Origin of the sequence: Roseovarius sp. SCSIO 43702 (assembly GCF_019599045.1) — a bacterium.
Lineage (GTDB): Bacteria > Pseudomonadota > Alphaproteobacteria > Rhodobacterales > Rhodobacteraceae > Roseovarius.
Map to the genome: position 1 here is coordinate 705,501 of NZ_CP080623.1, position 17,106 is coordinate 722,606.

Consider the following 17,106-nt stretch of genomic DNA (forward strand, 5'->3'; position numbering starts at 1 on the left):
CAGGGCGGCTGCCCCGAAATTGCCACATTTCGGACCTAGCTTTGAACTCCTGATCTGGCGGGGGCCGGACAACGGAATGCTGCTATGACCGATGCCATGAACGGATTTGGAACGCGCCTCAAGAGCCTTCAGCGCAAGCACGCCAAGATGGCGCGCGGATACGAGTGCAAGGTGGGGCGCGACGGCCTCATCGTCTTTCGCCCGAAGCGCCGGCGTCCCGGCGTGCCGTGGCGGGGCATCGCCCTCCTGGTGCTCGGGTTTCTCTGCTTCAAGGGCCTCGTGCTCGCCCATATGGGCCCCGAGGGCTATGCCGAGCGCGTGAACGAGATGCGCCGGGGCGGTGCCGTCGAGCAGGCGGGCGCGATCGTCATGCAGGTCGACCCGGTCGCGGATTTCGTCGCGCGTCAGCTGGCCCCGCATATCTGACAGGACGGTTTCTCAGGCGTGAGCCGCGCGCCGGGCGAGGCGGCCTCGCGAAACGAAAAAACCCCGCACCGGGCCTCGGGTGCGGGGTTTTCTCGTTGGTCGGGCGGCCCTGGGGAGAGACGCCGCCGGACCGGGCCGGTTCAGAGACCGACCGACACGCGACGGATGTCGCCGCGCTCGAGACCGATATCGTTGAGTTCGCGGTCGGTGAGACGCGACAGCGCGTTGCGGGTGACGCGGGTGTCGTTCCACGACGCGATGCGGGCCACCAGACGCGCGAAGAGCGAGCCGTTGGCGTTGAGCGGGCGGGTGATTTCGATTGCAGCCATGATGATCTTCCTTCTTGAGCCGCGATCCGTGGAAAGATGTTCCCCCGTGGGAGCCGTTCGCGGGATCGTGTCGTCATTCTCTGAAGCGGCAGATAGTCCGGGCGCCGCGATCTCACAACCGTGCAAAATCGCATAGTCCCTATGCAGTTTCTGCATGAGTCTCCCGCGCCATGTCGCCACCGCATGGGTGGCGGTGGCGCGCATGACGCTTGGCGTTTGTTCCCCTTTCGTGCTAAGCCTTCGCGAAAGACCTTGAAAGGGGCAGGGGCAGGCATGCGCGTCATTGGAATAGATCCGGGGTTGCGGAACCTCGGTTGGGGCATCCTCGATATCGACGGAAGCCGCCTGAGCCACGTCGCCAACGGCGTGTGCAGGTCCGAGGGGACCGAACTTGCCGCGCGGCTTCTCTCGCTCTTCGAGCAATTGAGCGCGGTGATCGCGACCTACGCCCCCGACAGCGCGGCGGTCGAGCAGACCTTCGTGAACCGCGACGGGGCGGGAACGCTGAAGCTTGGCCAGGCGCGGGGGGTCGCGATGCTGGTCCCGGCGCGGGCCGGGCTGAGCGTCGGGGAATACGCGCCCAACACGGTCAAGAAGACGGTGGTGGGCGTCGGCCATGCCGACAAGACGCAGATCGCGCACATGGTGCGGATGCAGCTTCCGGGGGCCGTTCCCGAGGGGCCGGACGCGGCCGACGCGCTGGCCATCGCCATCTGCCACGCGCATCACATGGGCCACGCGCGGGCCATGATGCGCGCGGCGGGCGGGGGCGCGGCCCGGGTGCGCGCATGATCGGGCGGATCGCGGGGCGGATCGACTATCGCGCCGAGGACCACGTGCTGATCGACGTGCGCGGCGTGGGCTACCTGGTCTTCTGCTCGGAGCGCACGTTGCAGGCGTTGCCGGAGGTGGGCGAACATGCGGCGGTCTATACCGACCTGCTGGTGCGCGAGGATGTGCTTCAGCTCTTCGGCTTCACCACGCTGGTCGAGAAGGAGTGGCACCGCCTGCTGATGAGCGTGCAGGGCGTGGGCGCGAAGGCGTCGCTGGCGATACTGGGCGCGCTGGGGCCCGATGGCGTGGGGCGCGCGATCGCCCTTGGCGACTGGAACAGCGTCAAGGCCGCCAAGGGGATCGGGCCAAAGACCGCGCAGCGCGTGGTGAACGAGTTGAAGGACAAGGCGCCGCAGGTGATGGCGATGGGCACCGGCCCCGCCCGTGCGCCCGCGCGGACGGCCCCGGACGGGGACGAGGTGATCGAGGCGCCCGTGGCGGTGACACCCGCGGGTGGCAACCCCTCGGCGCAGGCGGAGGCGCTGTCGGCGCTGGCCAATCTCGGCTACGCTCCGGGCGACGCGGCGGGCGCGGTGGCACAGGCGGCGGGCGAGGCGCCCGAGGCCGACACCCCCGCGCTCATCCGCGCGGCGCTGCGCCTCTTGGCGCCGAAGGGGTAGGGGAACGGCAGGATTGGACCAGGTGACATGACCGACCCCGACCCCACATTGCGCCCCGAGCGGCTGCCCGAGGATTTCGACCGGGCGCTGAGGCCGCAGACGCTTGACGATTTCATCGGGCAGGCGGAGGCGCGGGCGAACCTGCGGGTTTTCGTGCAATCGGCGCGGCAGCGGGGCGAGGCGATGGACCACACGCTGTTCCACGGCCCCCCCGGCCTGGGCAAGACGACGCTGGCGCAGATCATGGCGCGCGAGCTGGGGGTGGGGTTTCGCATGACGTCGGGGCCGGTGCTGGCCAAGGCGGGCGACCTCGCGGCGATCCTGACCAATCTCGAGGCGCGCGACGTCCTTTTCATCGACGAGATCCACCGCCTCAACCCGGCGGTGGAGGAAGTGCTCTATCCCGCGCTCGAGGATTTCGAGCTCGATCTCGTGATCGGCGAGGGGCCGGCGGCGCGCACCGTGCGGATCGAGTTGCAGCCCTTCACGCTCGTCGGTGCGACCACGCGGCTCGGCCTGCTGACCACGCCGCTGCGCGACCGGTTCGGCATCCCGACGCGGCTCCAGTTCTACTCGGTCGAGGAGTTGCACCGGATCGTCTCGGGCAACGCGGCGAAGCTCGGGGTCGAGACCGAGACCGAGGGCGCGATGGAGATCGCGCGGCGCGCGCGCGGCACGCCGCGCATCGCGGGGCGGCTCCTGCGGCGGGTGGTGGATTTCGCGTTGGTCGAGGGCGACGGGCGCATCACCCGCGCGCTGGCCGACGGGGCGCTCACGCGGCTGGGAGTCGATGCGCTCGGTCTCGACGGGGCCGACCGGCGCTACCTGCGGCTCATCGCCGAAGCCTACCAGGGCGGACCGGTGGGCATCGAGACGCTGAGCGCCGCGCTGAGCGAGAGCCGCGACGCCCTCGAGGAGGTGATCGAGCCCTTCCTGCTGCAACAGGGCCTTCTCCAGCGCACGCCGCGCGGCCGGATGCTCACGCAGGGCGGATGGCGGCATATCGGCCTCGAGCCGCCCCGCTCCGACGCGACCGGCGATCTCTTTGGCAAGTGAGGCGCTTTCGGGTATCTGGAACCGGAACGACGCCGCACGCCGCGCATGCCGGGCGTGCGACGGCAGAGAGACGGGAACGAAGGGGGCAGGGATGACGCCTGAACAGGTCGAGGCGCTTTTTACCCGCAGCGACGGAAGCTATCTTTTCGCGCGGTGGGGACGGCCCATCGCGCCCATCGTCTTCGGCGTGGATGACGCGACGCTCGAGGTGGTGAAGGGCGCGATCGAGGCGGTGGTGCAGGTGGCCGGGCACCGGATGGCCGAGACCGACCCGGAACTGGGCGCGAACCTGATGATCTTCTTCTTTCGCGAGTGGGACGAGCTTCTGGACGTGCCGGATCTCGGGCGGCTGATCGAGGGGCTGGAGCCGCTTGTCGCGCGGCTGAAGCGGGCGGAGGCGAACCAGTACCGCGTCTTTCGTTTCGACGAGGCGGGCGCGATCCGGGCGAGCTTCGTCTTCCTGCGGATGGACGCGCATCTGAGCGCGGTGCCCGCCGAAACGCTGGCCCTGAGCCAGGTGGTGCAGACCGTGCTCCTGTGGTCGGACACGGCGTTTCGGGAGCTGTCGCCGCTCGCCGTCATGCCCGAGGGGGGTGCGGTCATCCTGCGCCCGGAAATCGCGCGGCTGATCGGCGCGGCCTATGATCCGGTGATGCCCGCGATGGCGCAGGATCCGAGCCACGCGCTGCGGCTCGCGGCGCGGATGCGGACGAATTGAGCGGCGCGCGGGGGCCGGGGCGGGGCCGGACGGGTGCCGCCATGCGCGGGATGCGCGCGGCGCTGGCCTGCGCGGCCCTTGCCTGCGCGTCGGGCGCCTTGGCCGGCACCTGCGAACAGACGCATGTCGTGGCAGCGGGAGAGAGCCTGTCGGTCATCGCCGAGCGGTATCTCGGCAGCGCGGCGGCGTGGGAGGCCATCCACGAGGAGAACCGCGACATGCTGGGCGCCTCGCCCGATACGCTGCGCGTGGGGATGCGCCTTCGGCTGCCCTGCCCGCGGGCCGGCGGCGACGCGGCCGAGACACCCGTTCCGGCCGCCGCGGCGGAGCGTGTCGACCTGCTGACCGCGCCGGGCTTCGCCCCGTTCGCGGATCGTGACCTGCCGGGGGGCGGGATGCTGACCGAACTGGTCGAGGCCGCGTTCGGGGCCGCGCCCGACGCGGGAGAGGTCGCCCTTCACTGGGTCGAGGACCGGGCCGCGCACCTCTCGCCGCTGCTTGAGACGGGACGATACGACCTGGGCTTTCCCTGGCCGAGGCCCGATTGCGAGGCCGACCCCGACGAGCCGCTTTGTGCCGAGTTGATCTTTTCCGCGCCGATGTTCGAGGCGCTGGTCCTGCTGTTCGTCGATGCCGCGCGGCCCATCGCCTTCACCAAGGACGCCGATATGCGCGACAGGGTGCTGTGCCAGCCCGAGGGGTTTCCCGATTACTTCTTCGACATGGACGGGCGCGACTGGCTGAGGAAGGAGCGGATCACCCTGCGGACGCCCGAAAGCGCGGCAGCGTGTTTCGACCTGCTCATGGCGGGCGAGGTCGATGGCGTGGTTCTCGACGAGTTCGCGGGGCGGCACGAGGTCGCCGAACTGGGGCTGGGCGACCGGGTGGCCGAGGCCGAGGGGCAGCCCGTCGCGATCGTGACCTATCACGTGGTGGCCCACAAGGCGCATCCGCAGGGCGCGCTGCATCTGCGGCGGTTCGACGAGGGGCTGGCTGCCCTCCGGGCGGAAGGCAGGTTCCGCGAGATCGTGGGCCGGCATCTCGCGCGGGTCTGGGCGGAGCGTCGGCCATGAACCGGGGCCGGACCCTCGCGCTTGCGGTGCTTCTCGTGGGGCTGATGCTGCCGGGAATGGCCGCGGCGCGTTGCGACGTAACCTACCGGGTGAAGGCGGGCGACACGCTCTTCTCGATCGCCGAGATGCATTACGGGGATCGCGAGAGGTGGACGCTTCTTCGGCAGGCGAACCGCGCGAAGCTCGGCCCCGGAAGCGAGGTCGAGGCGGGGACGGAAATCCACATCCCCTGCCGCGTCGCGGCCCCGGCGGGCGGGAGCGACGGACCGGGAGAGGACTTCGCGCAACTCACCCTCGTGACCGGCGACGACTACGCGCCCTTCAGCGACCGGAACTGGCCCGAGAACGGGCTGGCGACCGAGCTTGTCACCGCCGCGATGGAGCAAAGCCCGGCATCGGTGCCCTTCACCATCGCGTGGGAGGAGGACTGGTCGCGCCATCTCTACCCGCTTCTGGCCGAGCAGGACCACGACATGGGGTTTCCCTGGGTGCGGCCCGATTGCGAGGCCACGCCGGAGGCCGACAAGTGCCGCGATTTCCACTGGTCCGAGCCGCTGATGGACCTGCCGATCATGCTTTTCGTGAAGGCGGGCGGTGGCGTGACCTACGAAAGCGATGCCGATGTCGAGGGGATGACGCTCTGTCGTCCGGCGGGGTTCTTCACCCATGATCTCGACCGGGCGGACCGCCGCTGGCTTGCGGACGGGAAGATCACGCTGTTGCAGCCAGAGACGCCGGAGGACTGTTTCGAGGAGGTGATGGCCGGGCACGCGGACGCGGCGGTCTTCAATGTCTTTCTGGGCGGCACCAAGATCGTGCAGATGGGGCTGCGCGGGAAGATCGTGCCGCTCGAGACGCCCCTGTCGCGCGAGACGCTGCATGTGGTCGTCGCGAGGACGCATTGGCGCGGCACCGTGCATCTTTACCGGATCAACTCGGGGCTCGCCGCATTGCGCGCCTCGGGCCGTTACGACAGGATCGTCGCACGCCATCTGGAGACCTTCTGGGGACAGCTCGAATGACGCACCGTTTCGATATCCGCGTGTTCTACGAAGACACCGACATGGGCGGGATCGTCTACCACGCCAATTACCTCAAGTTCATCGAGCGCGCGCGCAGCGACTGGGTGCGCGAACTGGGCGTGGACCAGGTGGCGATGAAGGCGCAAGGCATGGCCTTCGCCGTGCGCCGGATCGACGCCGAATACCTGATGGCCGCGCGATTCGACGACCGGCTGGAGGTGCGCACGCGCACCGTTTCGGTCTCGGGGGCGCGGCTGGTCATGGAGCAGGAGGTGACGCGCGGCGAGGACATCCTCTTTGCCGCGACGGTCACGATCGTCTGCATCAACGACGCGGGCCAGCCGGTGCGCCTTCCGGCGAATATCCGCCTGCTTTTGCACTGATCACGCGATTTTTGACGCCCGACGGCCGATGATGTTGGCTTTCCGCGCCGATCTCGTCTAGTTTCGCCGCAAAACAAGGCCATATAGCAGCGGCCGGACAATAAAAGAGCAGGCAGATGGAAGCAGAAACCCTCGCATTGGCGCAGGAGATGGATTTCTCCATGTGGTCGCTATTCGCGCGCGCCACCTTCGTCGTGAAACTCGTGATGCTGATGCTGATCGTGGCGTCCTTCTGGGCGTGGTCGATCATCATTCAGAAGCTCATCATGTATCGAAAGGCGCGCAGTGAAGCCGAACGCTTCGACCAGCGCTTCTGGTCGGGCGAGCCGCTCGACGAGCTGTTCGAGGAGATCGGGACCGACCCCGACGGCCAGTCCGAGCGGGTCTTTGCCGCCGGGATGATGGAATGGCGGCGATCCCATCGCAACGACGGGGGCATGATCGCCAACGCCACCGCGCGGATCGACCGGAGCATGGATGTGGCCATCGCCAAGGAAAGCGAGCGCCTGCAAAGCGGGCTCAACGTGCTGGCCACCGTGGGCTCGACCGCGCCTTTCGTGGGGCTTTTCGGCACCGTCTGGGGGATCATGCACGCCTTCATCGGCATCGCCGAGGCGCAGAACACGAACCTTGCCGTGGTTGCGCCGGGCATCGCCGAGGCGCTTCTGGCCACGGGGCTGGGCCTTCTGGCGGCCATTCCGGCGGTGGTCTTCTACAACAAGCTGAGCGCCGATGCGGACCGGATCGTGGCAGGCTACGAGGCCTTCGCCGACGAGTTCGCGACGATCCTCAGCCGCCAGTTGGACAGCTAGATGGGCGCCGGTGTCGTTCAGAAATCGGGCGGCGACAGCCGCCGCAGGCGCGGACGCGGACGCTCGCGCCCGATGTCGGAGATCAACGTCACGCCCTTCGTGGACGTGATGCTGGTGCTGCTCATCATCTTCATGGTGGCCGCCCCGCTCATGACCGTCGGCGTTCCCGTCGAGCTTCCCAAGACCGCGGCGAACGCGCTGCCGGGCGAGGAGGAAGAGCCGCTCGCCATCACCATCACCGCCGAGGGCGTGGTGATGATCCAGACATCCGAGGTGCCGCGCGAGGAGCTCGTGAACCGGCTGCGCGCCATCTCGACCGAGCGTGACAGCACCAAGGTGTTCCTGCGCGCGGACGGCGCCGTGCCCTATGCGGACGTGGTGCAGGTGATGGGCGCGCTCAATCGTGGCGGGTTCGACGATATCGGTCTTGTCACCGATGCGGGCGGGCCGACGCTTGACGAGACGGACGGCTGACGACGCGCCATGAATACCGGGCAGATCATATCGGGTGCGGGCCATGCGGGCCTGATCCTCTTCGCGCTGTTCGGTGACGCGTTCCGCTCGGACCCGATCCCGTTCGAGGTGACGCAGGTGACGGCCATCTCGAATGCCGAGTTCGAGGCCGCGATGCAGGCGCAGAGCGCGCCCGACGCGGTCTCGGACGTGGTGATGCCCGAGGCGCCCGAGGCCGCGGGAGAGGCGCCGGCGCTGAATTCCACGGCCGACGCGGAGGTCGAGCAGAGCCAGCCCGACCCGGTGGCCGCCGCCGAGCCCGAGCCGGCCCCGGCCGAGACCCAGACCGCGCCGCCGGCGGATGCCGAGGTGTCCGAGGAGCCGCCGGAACTGCAGACCCCGGCCGAGGACATGGCGGTGCTGCTGCCCGACACGTCGCTCCGGCCCAAGCCGCGCCCGTCGCGGCGCGTCGCCCCCGAACAGGTGGTCCCGTCCGAGCCCGATGTCGCCATCGACGACGTGGCCCGGCAGGAGACCGTGCCCGACGAGGAGGCCGAGGTGGTCGAGCCCGAAAGCGAGGAGACCGCGCCCGAGGAAGCCGCGACCGAGATCGTGACCGAGGCCGAGGAACCCGCCGCGGCGCCCATGGCGTCGGTGCGTCCCAGGACGCGGCCCGCGGACCTGGCCGAGCGGCAGGTCGCCGAGGCCGAGCCCGCCCCCGAGGCGGAGCCCGCGCCCGAGCAGCCCGCGGAGGAGGCCGCGCCCACGCCGTCCACCGACCCGTCGGCGGTCGAGGACGCGCTTGCCGCCGCGCTGGGCGGGGCCGGCGAGGCGGCGCCCGAGGAGACGGGCGCGAGCGGCCCGCCCCTCACGGCCGGCGAGAAGGACGCGCTGCGCGTCGCCGTGCAGAAATGCTGGAACGTGGGCTCGCTCAGCAGCGACGCGCTGGCCACCACGGTTGTGGTTGCTGTCGACATGGCCGAGAATGGCACGCCACTGACCGGTTCGATCCGCATGATCGACGCATCCGGCGGCGGATCGGGCGCCGCGCGGCAGGCCTTCGAGGCCGCGCGCCGGGCGATCATCCGCTGCGCGGGCGACGGGTTCGACCTGCCGCCCGAGAAATACGGCCATTGGAAGACGATCGAGATGACCTTCAATCCCGAGAAGATGAGGATCAAGTGATGATGAAGTATACGGTTCTCGGATTCGCATTGAGCGTTCTGTCGACGGCGGTTTGGTCTCAGGAAACGGATAACCTGAAAGCTTATCTCGAGTTGACTGATGGAGAATTTGAGGTCGTCGATGGAAAGGTCATCGCGACTGAGAACGGTTTTATACTAGAGAACGCAGTCATTCGAATTCGCCACGGTGTCTTGGTCTTTGGCTCGCAACCAATAGAGGCCAGTGTGGAAGATGAGTGGGATCACGCAGCGTTTCGCAAGGATATGGGTGCGAAACTTCAGCAATGCTGGAATGTAGGCTCATTATCTTCCGACGCCTTAGAGGTTTCGGTTTCCGTTGCCTTTGACTTGGCTGCGAATGGTCAGTTGATTTCGAACTCGATCCGCATGATCGACGCATCCGGCGGCGGATCGGGCGCCGCGCGGCAGGCTTTCGAGGCCGCGCGCCGGGCGATCATCCGCTGCGCGGGCGACGGGTTCGACCTGCCGCCCGAGAAATACGGCCATTGGAAGACGATCGAGATGACCTTCAATCCCGAGAAGATGAGGATCAAGTGATGACCCGTTTCATGACCCTTGTGCTGGCCGTCATGGCCATGATCCAAGCCCCCGCGCTTCTGGCGCAGGACGGCCCGCTGCGGATCGAGATCACCGAGGGCGTGATCGAGCCCTTGCCCTTTGCCGCGCCCGATTTCGTGGCCGAGACCCCGGCGGCGGGCCAGCTTGGGCAGGATATCGCCAATGTCGTCGCCGCCGACCTGAGCGGCACGGGCCTGTTCCGCGAGATCCCGCCCGACGCCTTCATCAGCCGCGTCACCAGCTTCTCGAGCCCGGTGCAGTTCGCCGACTGGAAGGCGATCAACGCGCAGGCGCTCATCACCGGCGCGGTCAGCGTCGATGCGGGCGGCCAGGTCACGGTGAAATTCCGCGTCTGGGACGTGTTCGCGGGACAGGAGCTTGGCAGCGGGCTCCAGTTCACCGGCACGCAGGACGGATGGCGGCGGATCGCGCACAAGGTGGCCGACCAGGTCTATAGCCGGATCACCGGCGAGGGCGGCTATTTCGACACGCGCGTCGTCTTCGTCTCCGAGACCGGGCCCAAGGACCAGCGCGCCAAGCGGCTCGCGATCATGGATTACGACGGCGCGAACCTGAAATACCTCACCGACAGTTCCTCGCTCGTCCTGGCGCCGCGCTTCTCGCCCACGGGCGACCGCGTGCTCTACACGAGCTACGAGACGGGCTTTCCGAAGGTCTACGTGCTCGACGTGGCGAGCGTGAGCCGGCGCGCACTCCAGACGCAGGAAGGCGAGATGAGCTTTGCCCCGCGCTTCGCGCCCGACGGGCGCTCGATGGTCTATTCGATCATCCGGGGCGGCAACACGGATATCTACAAGATGGACATCGCCAGCGGCCAGAGCACGCGCCTCACCGATGCGCCCTCGATCGAGACGGCGCCGAGCTTCAGCCCCGATGGCAGCCAGATCGTCTTCGAAAGCGACCGCAGCGGGAGCAAGCAGCTCTACATCATGAGCGCGGGCGGCGGCGAGGCGCGGCGGATCAGCAACGGTGACGGGCAATACGGCACGCCGGTCTGGTCTCCGCGCGGCGACCTGATCGCCTTCACCAAGCAGTCGAAACAGCGCTTTCACATCGGCGTGATGCGCACCGACGGCAGCGAGGAGCGGCTTCTGACCGCCTCCTTCCTCGACGAGGGGCCCACATGGGCGCCGAACGGCCGCGTCATCATGTTCACCCGCGAAAGCCAGGGTGCGCAGGGCGAGGCGCGGCTGTGGTCGGTGGACATCACGGGCCGGAACCTCAAGCAGGTGCCGACACCGGGCGGCGCGAGCGATCCGTCGTGGTCGCCCCTGCAGTAGTAGGCGTGTAGGCGATTCCCATGGGCGCATAGCTGTGATAGAAACGTAGCGAGGCAAAGATCACCATGACACCGAAGTTCGAGCGGGGCACCCCTATGACCATGACTTATCTCAACAAGGCACTTCTCGTCGGAGCGGCGCTGGCCCTGGCGGCCTGCACCAGCCCTGACCGGTTCGACGGCGACAGCGCGGTCGATCTCAACAACTCGGGTATGGCGGGCGCGGGCTCGGCATCGGATCCGTCCTCTCCCGCCTATTTCCAGCAGGCGATCGGCGACCGGGTTCTCTTTCCCGTCGATCAGCACACCCTGACATCGGAAGCGCAGCGGACGCTTGACGGGCAGGCGCAGTGGCTTCTGACGAACAGCGACTACGACGCGCTGATCGAGGGGCACGCGGACGAGCAGGGCACGCGGGAATACAACCTCGCGCTGGGCGCCCGGCGGGCCAATTCGGTGCATGAATACCTAGTTTCGAAGGGCATCGCGGCGAACCGGCTCAAGGTCGTGAGCTATGGCAAGGAGCGGCCCATCGAGATTTGCTCGACCGAGAGCTGCTATGCGAAGAACCGCCGCGCGGTGACGGTCATCTCGATCGGCGCGGGCGTGTGATCTGATCGGCTGAACGGGGAATAGCGACATGCGGCATCTGATGGTTTTCGGCGTCATCCTGGCGCTTCTCGTCCCGGTGGGAGCGGGGGCGCAGGATCGCGAACAGACGCTGGCGGACATCCGGCAGGAACTGACGGTGCTGCATGTCGACATCCAGAAGCTCAAGCGCGAGCTCAGCACCACGGGCGGCGTCACGGCATCGGGGTCGGGCGGCACGCTCATCGACCGCATGAACGCGATCGAGAGCGAGTTGCAGCGTCTCACGGCCAAGACCGAGGAGCTGGAGCTTCGCATCAACCGCGTGGTGACCGATGGCACCAACCGCATCGGCGACCTCGAATTCCGGCTGGTCGAGCTCGAGGGCGGCGACGTGAGCAAGCTGGGCGAGACGACAACGCTGGGCGGGGGCGAGATGCCCTCGGCCACCGCCCTGCCCGAGGCGGGCGGCGATGCGACCGGCGGAACCGGCGGCACGACGGGCAGCGCCGGCACGGGCACCGGGGACGAGGGCAGCGACGCGGGCGGCGAGGACGTGGCGCTTGCCGTGGGCGAGCGCGACGATTTCGAGCGCGCCAAGGCGGCGCTGGACGCCGGCAACTACGCCGAGGCCGCCGAAGCCTTCGCCACGTTCCGGCAGGCCTATCCCGGGGGTCCGATGACGGATCGCGCGGGCGTCCTGCGGGGCGAGGCGCTGGAGAAATCGGGCGACATGGCGGGGGCGGCGCGCGCCTATCTCGACACGTTCTCGAGCGCGCCCGAGGGCCCCGAGGCGCCCAATGCGCTTGTCCGGCTTGGCCGGGCGCTGGGCCAGCTTGGCCAGACCAACGAGGCCTGCGTCACGCTGGGCGAGGTCGGCGCGCGGTTCCCCGGAAGCGCCGCCGTGGGCGAGGCGCAGGAAGCGATGAGCACCCTGGGCTGTCAGTGACGCCGGGGGCAGGTGACGCCGCGCCGACAGGCGCGATCCAACAGCATTTCGAGGGGCGCGAGACGCCCGCGCGCGTCGCCGTGGCGGTGTCGGGCGGCAGCGATTCGACCGCGCTCCTGCTGGCCGCGCGTGACTGGGCCGCGCCGCGCGGCGTGGCGGTCGCGGCGGTGACGGTGGACCACGGGCTGCGCCCCGAGGCCGCGCACGAGGCGGCGGAGGTCGCGGCGCTGTGCGCCCGGCTCGGCGTTGCGCATGACACCCTGCATTGGCGCGGATGGGACGGGCGGGGCAACCTGCCCGAGGCCGCCCGGCGCGCGCGCTATGACCTGATGGCCGAGTGGGTGCGCGCGGGGGGCGTCGCGGATATCCTTCTTGGTCATACCGCCGACGACCAGGCCGAGACGCTGGTGATGCGGATGGCACGGTCGGCGGGGCTTGACGGGCTGGCGGGGATGGCGGCGCGGGTCGCCTGGGGCGACGTGACGCTGCACAGGCCGTTCCTGGCGCTCAGGCGCAGCACGCTGCGCGACTGGCTGCGCGACCGGGGCGTCGGGTGGAGCGAGGATCCCACGAACGAGGATGCGCGGTTTCGCCGCGTGGCGACGCGCCGCGCGCTCGACGCGCTGGCGCAGGCCGGGGTGAGCGTCGAGGCGCTGGTGCAGGTGGCGGCGCATCTGCGCGAGGCGCGCGACACGCTCGCGCACCATGCCGTCGAGGTGGCGCGCGGCCTTGCGCGGTTCGAGGCGGGCGACGTCCTGTTCGACGCCGCGGGCTGGGCCGCGCTGCGCCCCGATCTGCAAAGGCGGCTCCTGCAGGCCGCGCTGCGCTGGGTGGGGGGCGGCGATCACGGCCCGCGCGGGGCCACGCTCGATGCCGCGCTTGATTCGCTGCGCGCGGGGCGGGGCACCGTGCTTGCCGGCTGCCGCGTGTGGCCGGTGGGCGGCGCGGTGCGCGTCACGCGCGAGGCGCGGGCGGTGGAGGAACTCGAGGCCGCCCCCGGCGAGGCTTGGGACGGACGCTGGCGGCTGTCGGGGCCGGCGCGGCGCGGCGACCGGGTGCGCGCGCTGGGCGAGGCGCAGCTTGGCCTCTGCCCCGACCGCGCCGGGGCGGGCGTGCCCGCCGCCACGCTCACGGCGTCGCCTGCCCTCTGGCGGGAGGGGCGGCTCATCGCCGCGCCGCTGGCCGGGCTGGGGCCAGAATGGTCGCTCGAGATGCTCCGGCCCGAGGCGCTTTTCTTCGAGCTGCTTCGCGGCGATAGCGCGCGCGCATTGAACAACCCGTGACGATTGCTATTTAAGAGCAGAGGGCCCTGTGCTAGAGCCGGGCCGTCCTGCAACTTTCGGGAGATACCCCTTGGGCAACGCACGCACGATCGCCTTCTGGCTGGTTCTGTTCCTGCTGATCATGGCGCTTTTCAACCTGTTCAGCGGGTCGGGAACGACGTTGCAGAGCAAGCCCATCCCCTATTCCGAGTTCGTCGAGGCCGTGAACGACGAGACCGTGAGCGAGGTCACGCTCGACGGCGAGAACGTGCGCTTCCGCGGCGAGGACGGGACGAATTACGTCACGATCAAGCCCGACGACGCCAAGGTGACGGAGCTTCTGATCGAGAAGGGCATCCCCGTCGAGGCCAAGGCGCAGGAACAGTCCGGGCTTCAGGCCTTCCTTCTGACCCTGGCGCCGTTCCTTCTGCTGATCGCGGTATGGATCTATTTCATGAACCGCATGCAGGGCGGCGGCAAGGGTGGCGCGATGGGCTTCGGCAAGTCCAAGGCCAAGATGCTGACCGAGAAGCATGGCCGCGTCACCTTCGACGACGTGGCGGGCATCGACGAGGCCAAGGAAGAGCTGGAAGAGATCGTCGAATTCCTGCGCAACCCCCAGAAATTCAGCCGACTCGGCGGGCAGATCCCCAAGGGCGCGCTTCTGGTCGGGCCTCCGGGCACGGGTAAGACGCTGCTGGCGCGCGCGATCGCGGGCGAGGCCGGTGTGCCCTTCTTCACGATCTCCGGCTCCGACTTCGTCGAGATGTTCGTGGGGGTGGGCGCGTCCCGCGTGCGCGACATGTTCGAGCAGGCCAAGAAGAACGCGCCCTGCATCGTCTTCATCGACGAGATCGACGCCGTGGGCCGCCACCGCGGCGCGGGCTATGGCGGCGGCAATGACGAGCGCGAGCAGACGCTCAACCAGCTTCTGGTCGAGATGGACGGGTTCGAGGCCAACGAGGGCGTCATCATCATCGCGGCCACGAACCGCAAGGACGTGCTCGACCCCGCGCTGCTGCGCCCCGGCCGTTTCGACCGCCAGGTCACGGTGCCGAACCCCGATATCAAGGGCCGCGAGAAGATCCTCGGCGTTCACGCGCGCAAGACCCCGCTCGGCCCGGACGTGGACCTGCGCATCATCGCGCGCGGCACGCCCGGCTTCTCGGGTGCGGACCTTGCCAACCTCGTCAACGAGGCCGCGCTGATGGCGGCGCGGATCGGGCGACGGTTCGTCGCCATGGAAGATTTCGAGATGGCCAAGGACAAGGTGATGATGGGCGCCGAGCGCCGCTCGATGGTCCTGACCGCCGACCAGAAGGAAAAGACCGCCTATCACGAGGCCGGCCATGCCATCGTCGGGATGCAACTGCCGAAATGCGATCCGGTCTACAAGGCGACGATCATCCCGCGCGGTGGCGCCCTTGGCATGGTGGTGAGCCTGCCCGAGATCGACCGCCTGAACTGGCACAAGTCGGAATGCGAGCAGAAGCTCGCCATGACCATGGCCGGCAAGGCCGCGGAGATCATCAAGTACGGCCCCGACGACGTGTCGAACGGCCCGGCGGGCGACATCCAGCAGGCCAGCGGGCTGGCGCGTGCGATGGTCCTGCGCTGGGGCATGTCCGACAAGGTCGGCAATATCGACTACGAGCAGGCGCACGAGGGCTACATGGGCAATGGTGCGGGCGGCCTTTCGGTCTCGGCCCACACGAAGGAACTGATCGAGCAGGAGGTGAAGCGCCTGATCGACGAAGCCTACCAGCGCGCCTATGACATCCTGATGGAACACAAGGACGAGTGGGAACGCCTGGCGCAGGGCCTTCTCGAGTACGAGACGCTGACCGGCGAAGAGATCAAGCGCGTCATCAGGGGCGAGCCGCCCCATGTGGATGACGACGTGGACGGCCCCGACGAGGGCAGCGCGCCCTCGGTCACGGCCATCCCCAAGACCAAACCCAAGGCGCCGCGCGGTGGCGAAGGCGGGCTCGAGCCCGAACCCTCGGCGTGACGCAGACGGCGAGCCAGAGCGACTGGAATCCCGGGGCCTATGCAAGGTTCCGGGATTTGCGCTTGCGCCCCGGTCTCGACCTGCTGAACGCGGTGGGCCAGATGGCGGCGGGCGACGTGATCGACCTGGGCTGCGGCAACGGGCAGCTTGGCCCCGCCCTGCGCGCGCGTGCCGAAGGGCGGCAGATCGTGGGCGTCGACAGTTCGCCCGCGATGCTGGCCAAGGCCCGGAGCGCGGGGTGCTATGACAGCCTGCAACAGGCCGATATCCGCGACTGGCACCCGCGCCGGGCGCCGGGGCTGATCTTTTCGAACGCCGCGCTGCACTGGGTCGGTGAACACGAGGCGCTGATGCCGAAGCTCGCGGGGATGCTCGCGCGCGGTGGCACGCTGGCCGTGCAGATGCCGCACCAGAACAAGGCGCCGTCGCATCGCGTCTGGCTGAGCCTCAGCGAGGAGATGTTTCCGGGCCGGGTCGAGAAGATGGGCACGCCCGGGGTCATGGCGCCGCAGAGATACGACGAGCTCCTGTCACCGCTGGGCCGCTTCCGCCTTTGGGAAACCGAGTATTTCCAGAGACTTGTCGCCGAAGCCGGGAGCCACCCGGTCCGCCGGTTCACCGAGAGCACCTATGCCCGGCCCGTGCTCGACGCGCTCGAGACGGACGAGAAGGCGGCATTGATCCGGCGCTACGAGGAGGCGATGCACGCGGCCTACCCGGTGCGCGCCGATGGCTCGGTCCTGTTCCCGTTCCGGCGGATGTTCTTTACGCTCACCGTCTAGGGGCGCGCGGCTTGACGGCCGGCGGCTTCGCGGCGTTACTGGCGCCGTACAGACCGGAGAGCCGCCCATGTCCGCCCTCGTGAGAACCGATTTCACCGCCCGCATCACGTGGCTGGGCCTCGTGCCGCGCGAGGGAGGCCGGGGCATCCGGTCCGGCGCGGTCGAGCGGATCGCGGCGCATTACGCGGGCCCCGAGGGCGACCGGCATGCGGGCGAGACCCGGCCTTCCTGCGTCCGGGTGAAGAACATGCATGCGGAGGGCACGGATATCCGCAACGTGCGGCAGTTCTCGGTTCTCTCGGCCGAGGAAATCCGGGCCACGGCCGAGGAGATGGGGCTTGCGACGCTCGCACCGGAATGGCTGGGCGCGACGATGGTGATCGAGGGGATCGGGGATTTCACCCATGTGCCGCCCTCGTCGCGGCTTCAGGCGCCGGACGGCGCGACGCTCGTCATCGACATGGAGAACCGTCCCTGCCAATACCCCGCCCGGGAGATCGAGGCGGACCGCCCGGGCCTTGGCAAGGCGTTCCTGCCCGCCTCGCGCGGGCGGCGCGGCGTGACGGCCTGGGTCGAGCGGGAGGGGGCGCTGGCGGTGGGGGACGAGTTGCGGCTGTTCATCCCCGATCAACGCCCCTGGGCACATCTGGACGAGACGTTGAGCGCCGACGCCCGGAAGAGGTAGGCGGCGGCGATGCGCGGGATGCGCCCGCCACGAGAAACGC

20 protein-coding genes are annotated in these 17,106 nt (G+C 69.0%); 19 read left to right on the forward strand and 1 reads right to left on the reverse strand.

Annotation, left to right across the window (positions count from 1 at the left end; genetic code table 11):
• Positions 1 to 84: 84 nt before the first annotated feature.
• Positions 85 to 426, forward strand: a complete 342-nt coding sequence (locus tag K1T73_RS03260; RefSeq protein ID WP_220602562.1) for a hypothetical protein — start codon at positions 85 to 87, stop codon at positions 424 to 426.
• Positions 427 to 566: 140 nt separating this feature from the next.
• On the opposite strand, the gene K1T73_RS03265 is transcribed toward K1T73_RS03260, so the two are convergent.
• Positions 567 to 755: a DUF1127 domain-containing protein gene (locus tag K1T73_RS03265; RefSeq protein ID WP_220602563.1), complete on the reverse strand. Its 189-nt coding sequence runs from the start codon at positions 753 to 755 to the stop codon at positions 567 to 569.
• Between the two features lie 273 nt (positions 756 to 1,028).
• Here K1T73_RS03265 and ruvC point away from each other — a divergent pair, with 273 nt between their 5' ends.
• From ruvC to K1T73_RS03355, 18 genes are all read left to right on the forward strand, one after another.
• Positions 1,029 to 1,547, forward strand: a complete 519-nt coding sequence (gene ruvC, locus K1T73_RS03270) for a crossover junction endodeoxyribonuclease RuvC (protein ID WP_220602564.1) — start codon at positions 1,029 to 1,031, stop codon at positions 1,545 to 1,547.
• Positions 1,544 to 2,209 carry a Holliday junction branch migration protein RuvA gene (gene ruvA / locus K1T73_RS03275; protein ID WP_220602565.1) on the forward strand — a complete coding sequence of 222 codons (666 nt, stop codon included), beginning with the start codon at positions 1,544 to 1,546 and terminating at the stop codon, positions 2,207 to 2,209. Before ruvC ends, ruvA begins: the two co-directional genes overlap by 4 nt.
• A 27-nt stretch (positions 2,210 to 2,236) precedes the next feature.
• Positions 2,237 to 3,265 carry a Holliday junction branch migration DNA helicase RuvB gene (ruvB, locus tag K1T73_RS03280; protein ID WP_220602566.1) on the forward strand — a complete coding sequence of 343 codons (1,029 nt, stop codon included), beginning with the start codon at positions 2,237 to 2,239 and terminating at the stop codon, positions 3,263 to 3,265.
• A gap of 91 nt (positions 3,266 to 3,356) precedes the next feature.
• Entirely contained in the window at positions 3,357 to 3,983 is a 627-nt protein-coding gene (locus tag K1T73_RS03285; protein WP_220602567.1) for a hypothetical protein, read from the forward strand.
• Positions 3,984 to 4,024: 41 nt separating this feature from the next.
• Positions 4,025 to 5,056: a LysM peptidoglycan-binding domain-containing protein gene (locus K1T73_RS03290; protein ID WP_259400428.1), complete on the forward strand. Its 1,032-nt coding sequence runs from the start codon at positions 4,025 to 4,027 to the stop codon at positions 5,054 to 5,056.
• On the forward strand, positions 5,053 to 6,078 hold the full coding sequence (locus K1T73_RS03295; protein WP_220602568.1) for a LysM peptidoglycan-binding domain-containing protein: 1,026 nt from the start codon (positions 5,053 to 5,055) through the stop codon (positions 6,076 to 6,078). Before K1T73_RS03290 ends, K1T73_RS03295 begins: the two co-directional genes overlap by 4 nt.
• Positions 6,075 to 6,461 carry a tol-pal system-associated acyl-CoA thioesterase gene (gene ybgC / locus K1T73_RS03300; RefSeq protein WP_220602569.1) on the forward strand — a complete coding sequence of 129 codons (387 nt, stop codon included), beginning with the start codon at positions 6,075 to 6,077 and terminating at the stop codon, positions 6,459 to 6,461. The genes K1T73_RS03295 and ybgC overlap by 4 nt, the downstream gene beginning before the upstream one ends.
• Before the next feature lie 116 nt (positions 6,462 to 6,577).
• Entirely contained in the window at positions 6,578 to 7,273 is a 696-nt protein-coding gene (gene tolQ, locus K1T73_RS03305) for a protein TolQ (RefSeq protein ID WP_220602570.1), read from the forward strand.
• The gene (gene tolR, locus K1T73_RS03310) at positions 7,274 to 7,747 is read left to right on the forward strand and encodes a protein TolR (RefSeq protein WP_220602571.1); all 474 of its coding nucleotides are present in this window, start codon (positions 7,274 to 7,276) and stop codon (positions 7,745 to 7,747) included. It begins immediately after the preceding gene.
• Between the two features lie 9 nt (positions 7,748 to 7,756).
• Entirely contained in the window at positions 7,757 to 8,911 is a 1,155-nt protein-coding gene (locus tag K1T73_RS03315) for an energy transducer TonB (RefSeq protein WP_220602572.1), read from the forward strand.
• Positions 8,911 to 9,468: a hypothetical protein gene (locus tag K1T73_RS17980; protein ID WP_220602573.1), complete on the forward strand. Its 558-nt coding sequence runs from the start codon at positions 8,911 to 8,913 to the stop codon at positions 9,466 to 9,468. Before K1T73_RS03315 ends, K1T73_RS17980 begins: the two co-directional genes overlap by 1 nt.
• Complete coding sequence (gene tolB / locus K1T73_RS03325; RefSeq protein WP_220602574.1) at positions 9,468 to 10,790, forward strand: Tol-Pal system beta propeller repeat protein TolB; 1,323 nt, start codon at positions 9,468 to 9,470, stop codon at positions 10,788 to 10,790. The genes K1T73_RS17980 and tolB overlap by 1 nt, the downstream gene beginning before the upstream one ends.
• 101 nt (positions 10,791 to 10,891) lie before the next feature.
• Entirely contained in the window at positions 10,892 to 11,401 is a 510-nt protein-coding gene (pal, locus tag K1T73_RS03330; RefSeq protein WP_220603595.1) for a peptidoglycan-associated lipoprotein Pal, read from the forward strand.
• Between the two features lie 28 nt (positions 11,402 to 11,429).
• Positions 11,430 to 12,326 carry a tol-pal system protein YbgF gene (gene ybgF, locus K1T73_RS03335; protein WP_259400429.1) on the forward strand — a complete coding sequence of 299 codons (897 nt, stop codon included), beginning with the start codon at positions 11,430 to 11,432 and terminating at the stop codon, positions 12,324 to 12,326.
• Entirely contained in the window at positions 12,323 to 13,609 is a 1,287-nt protein-coding gene (tilS, locus tag K1T73_RS03340) for a tRNA lysidine(34) synthetase TilS (RefSeq protein ID WP_259400430.1), read from the forward strand. The genes ybgF and tilS overlap by 4 nt, the downstream gene beginning before the upstream one ends.
• A gap of 70 nt (positions 13,610 to 13,679) precedes the next feature.
• Complete coding sequence (ftsH, locus tag K1T73_RS03345; RefSeq protein ID WP_220602575.1) at positions 13,680 to 15,599, forward strand: ATP-dependent zinc metalloprotease FtsH; 1,920 nt, start codon at positions 13,680 to 13,682, stop codon at positions 15,597 to 15,599.
• Positions 15,600 to 15,661: 62 nt separating this feature from the next.
• Positions 15,662 to 16,381 carry a methyltransferase domain-containing protein gene (locus tag K1T73_RS03350; protein WP_409077743.1) on the forward strand — a complete coding sequence of 240 codons (720 nt, stop codon included), beginning with the start codon at positions 15,662 to 15,664 and terminating at the stop codon, positions 16,379 to 16,381.
• A 67-nt stretch (positions 16,382 to 16,448) separates the two neighbouring features.
• On the forward strand, positions 16,449 to 17,066 hold the full coding sequence (locus K1T73_RS03355) for an MOSC domain-containing protein (protein ID WP_220602577.1): 618 nt from the start codon (positions 16,449 to 16,451) through the stop codon (positions 17,064 to 17,066).
• The last annotated feature ends 40 nt before the right edge of the window (positions 17,067 to 17,106 follow it).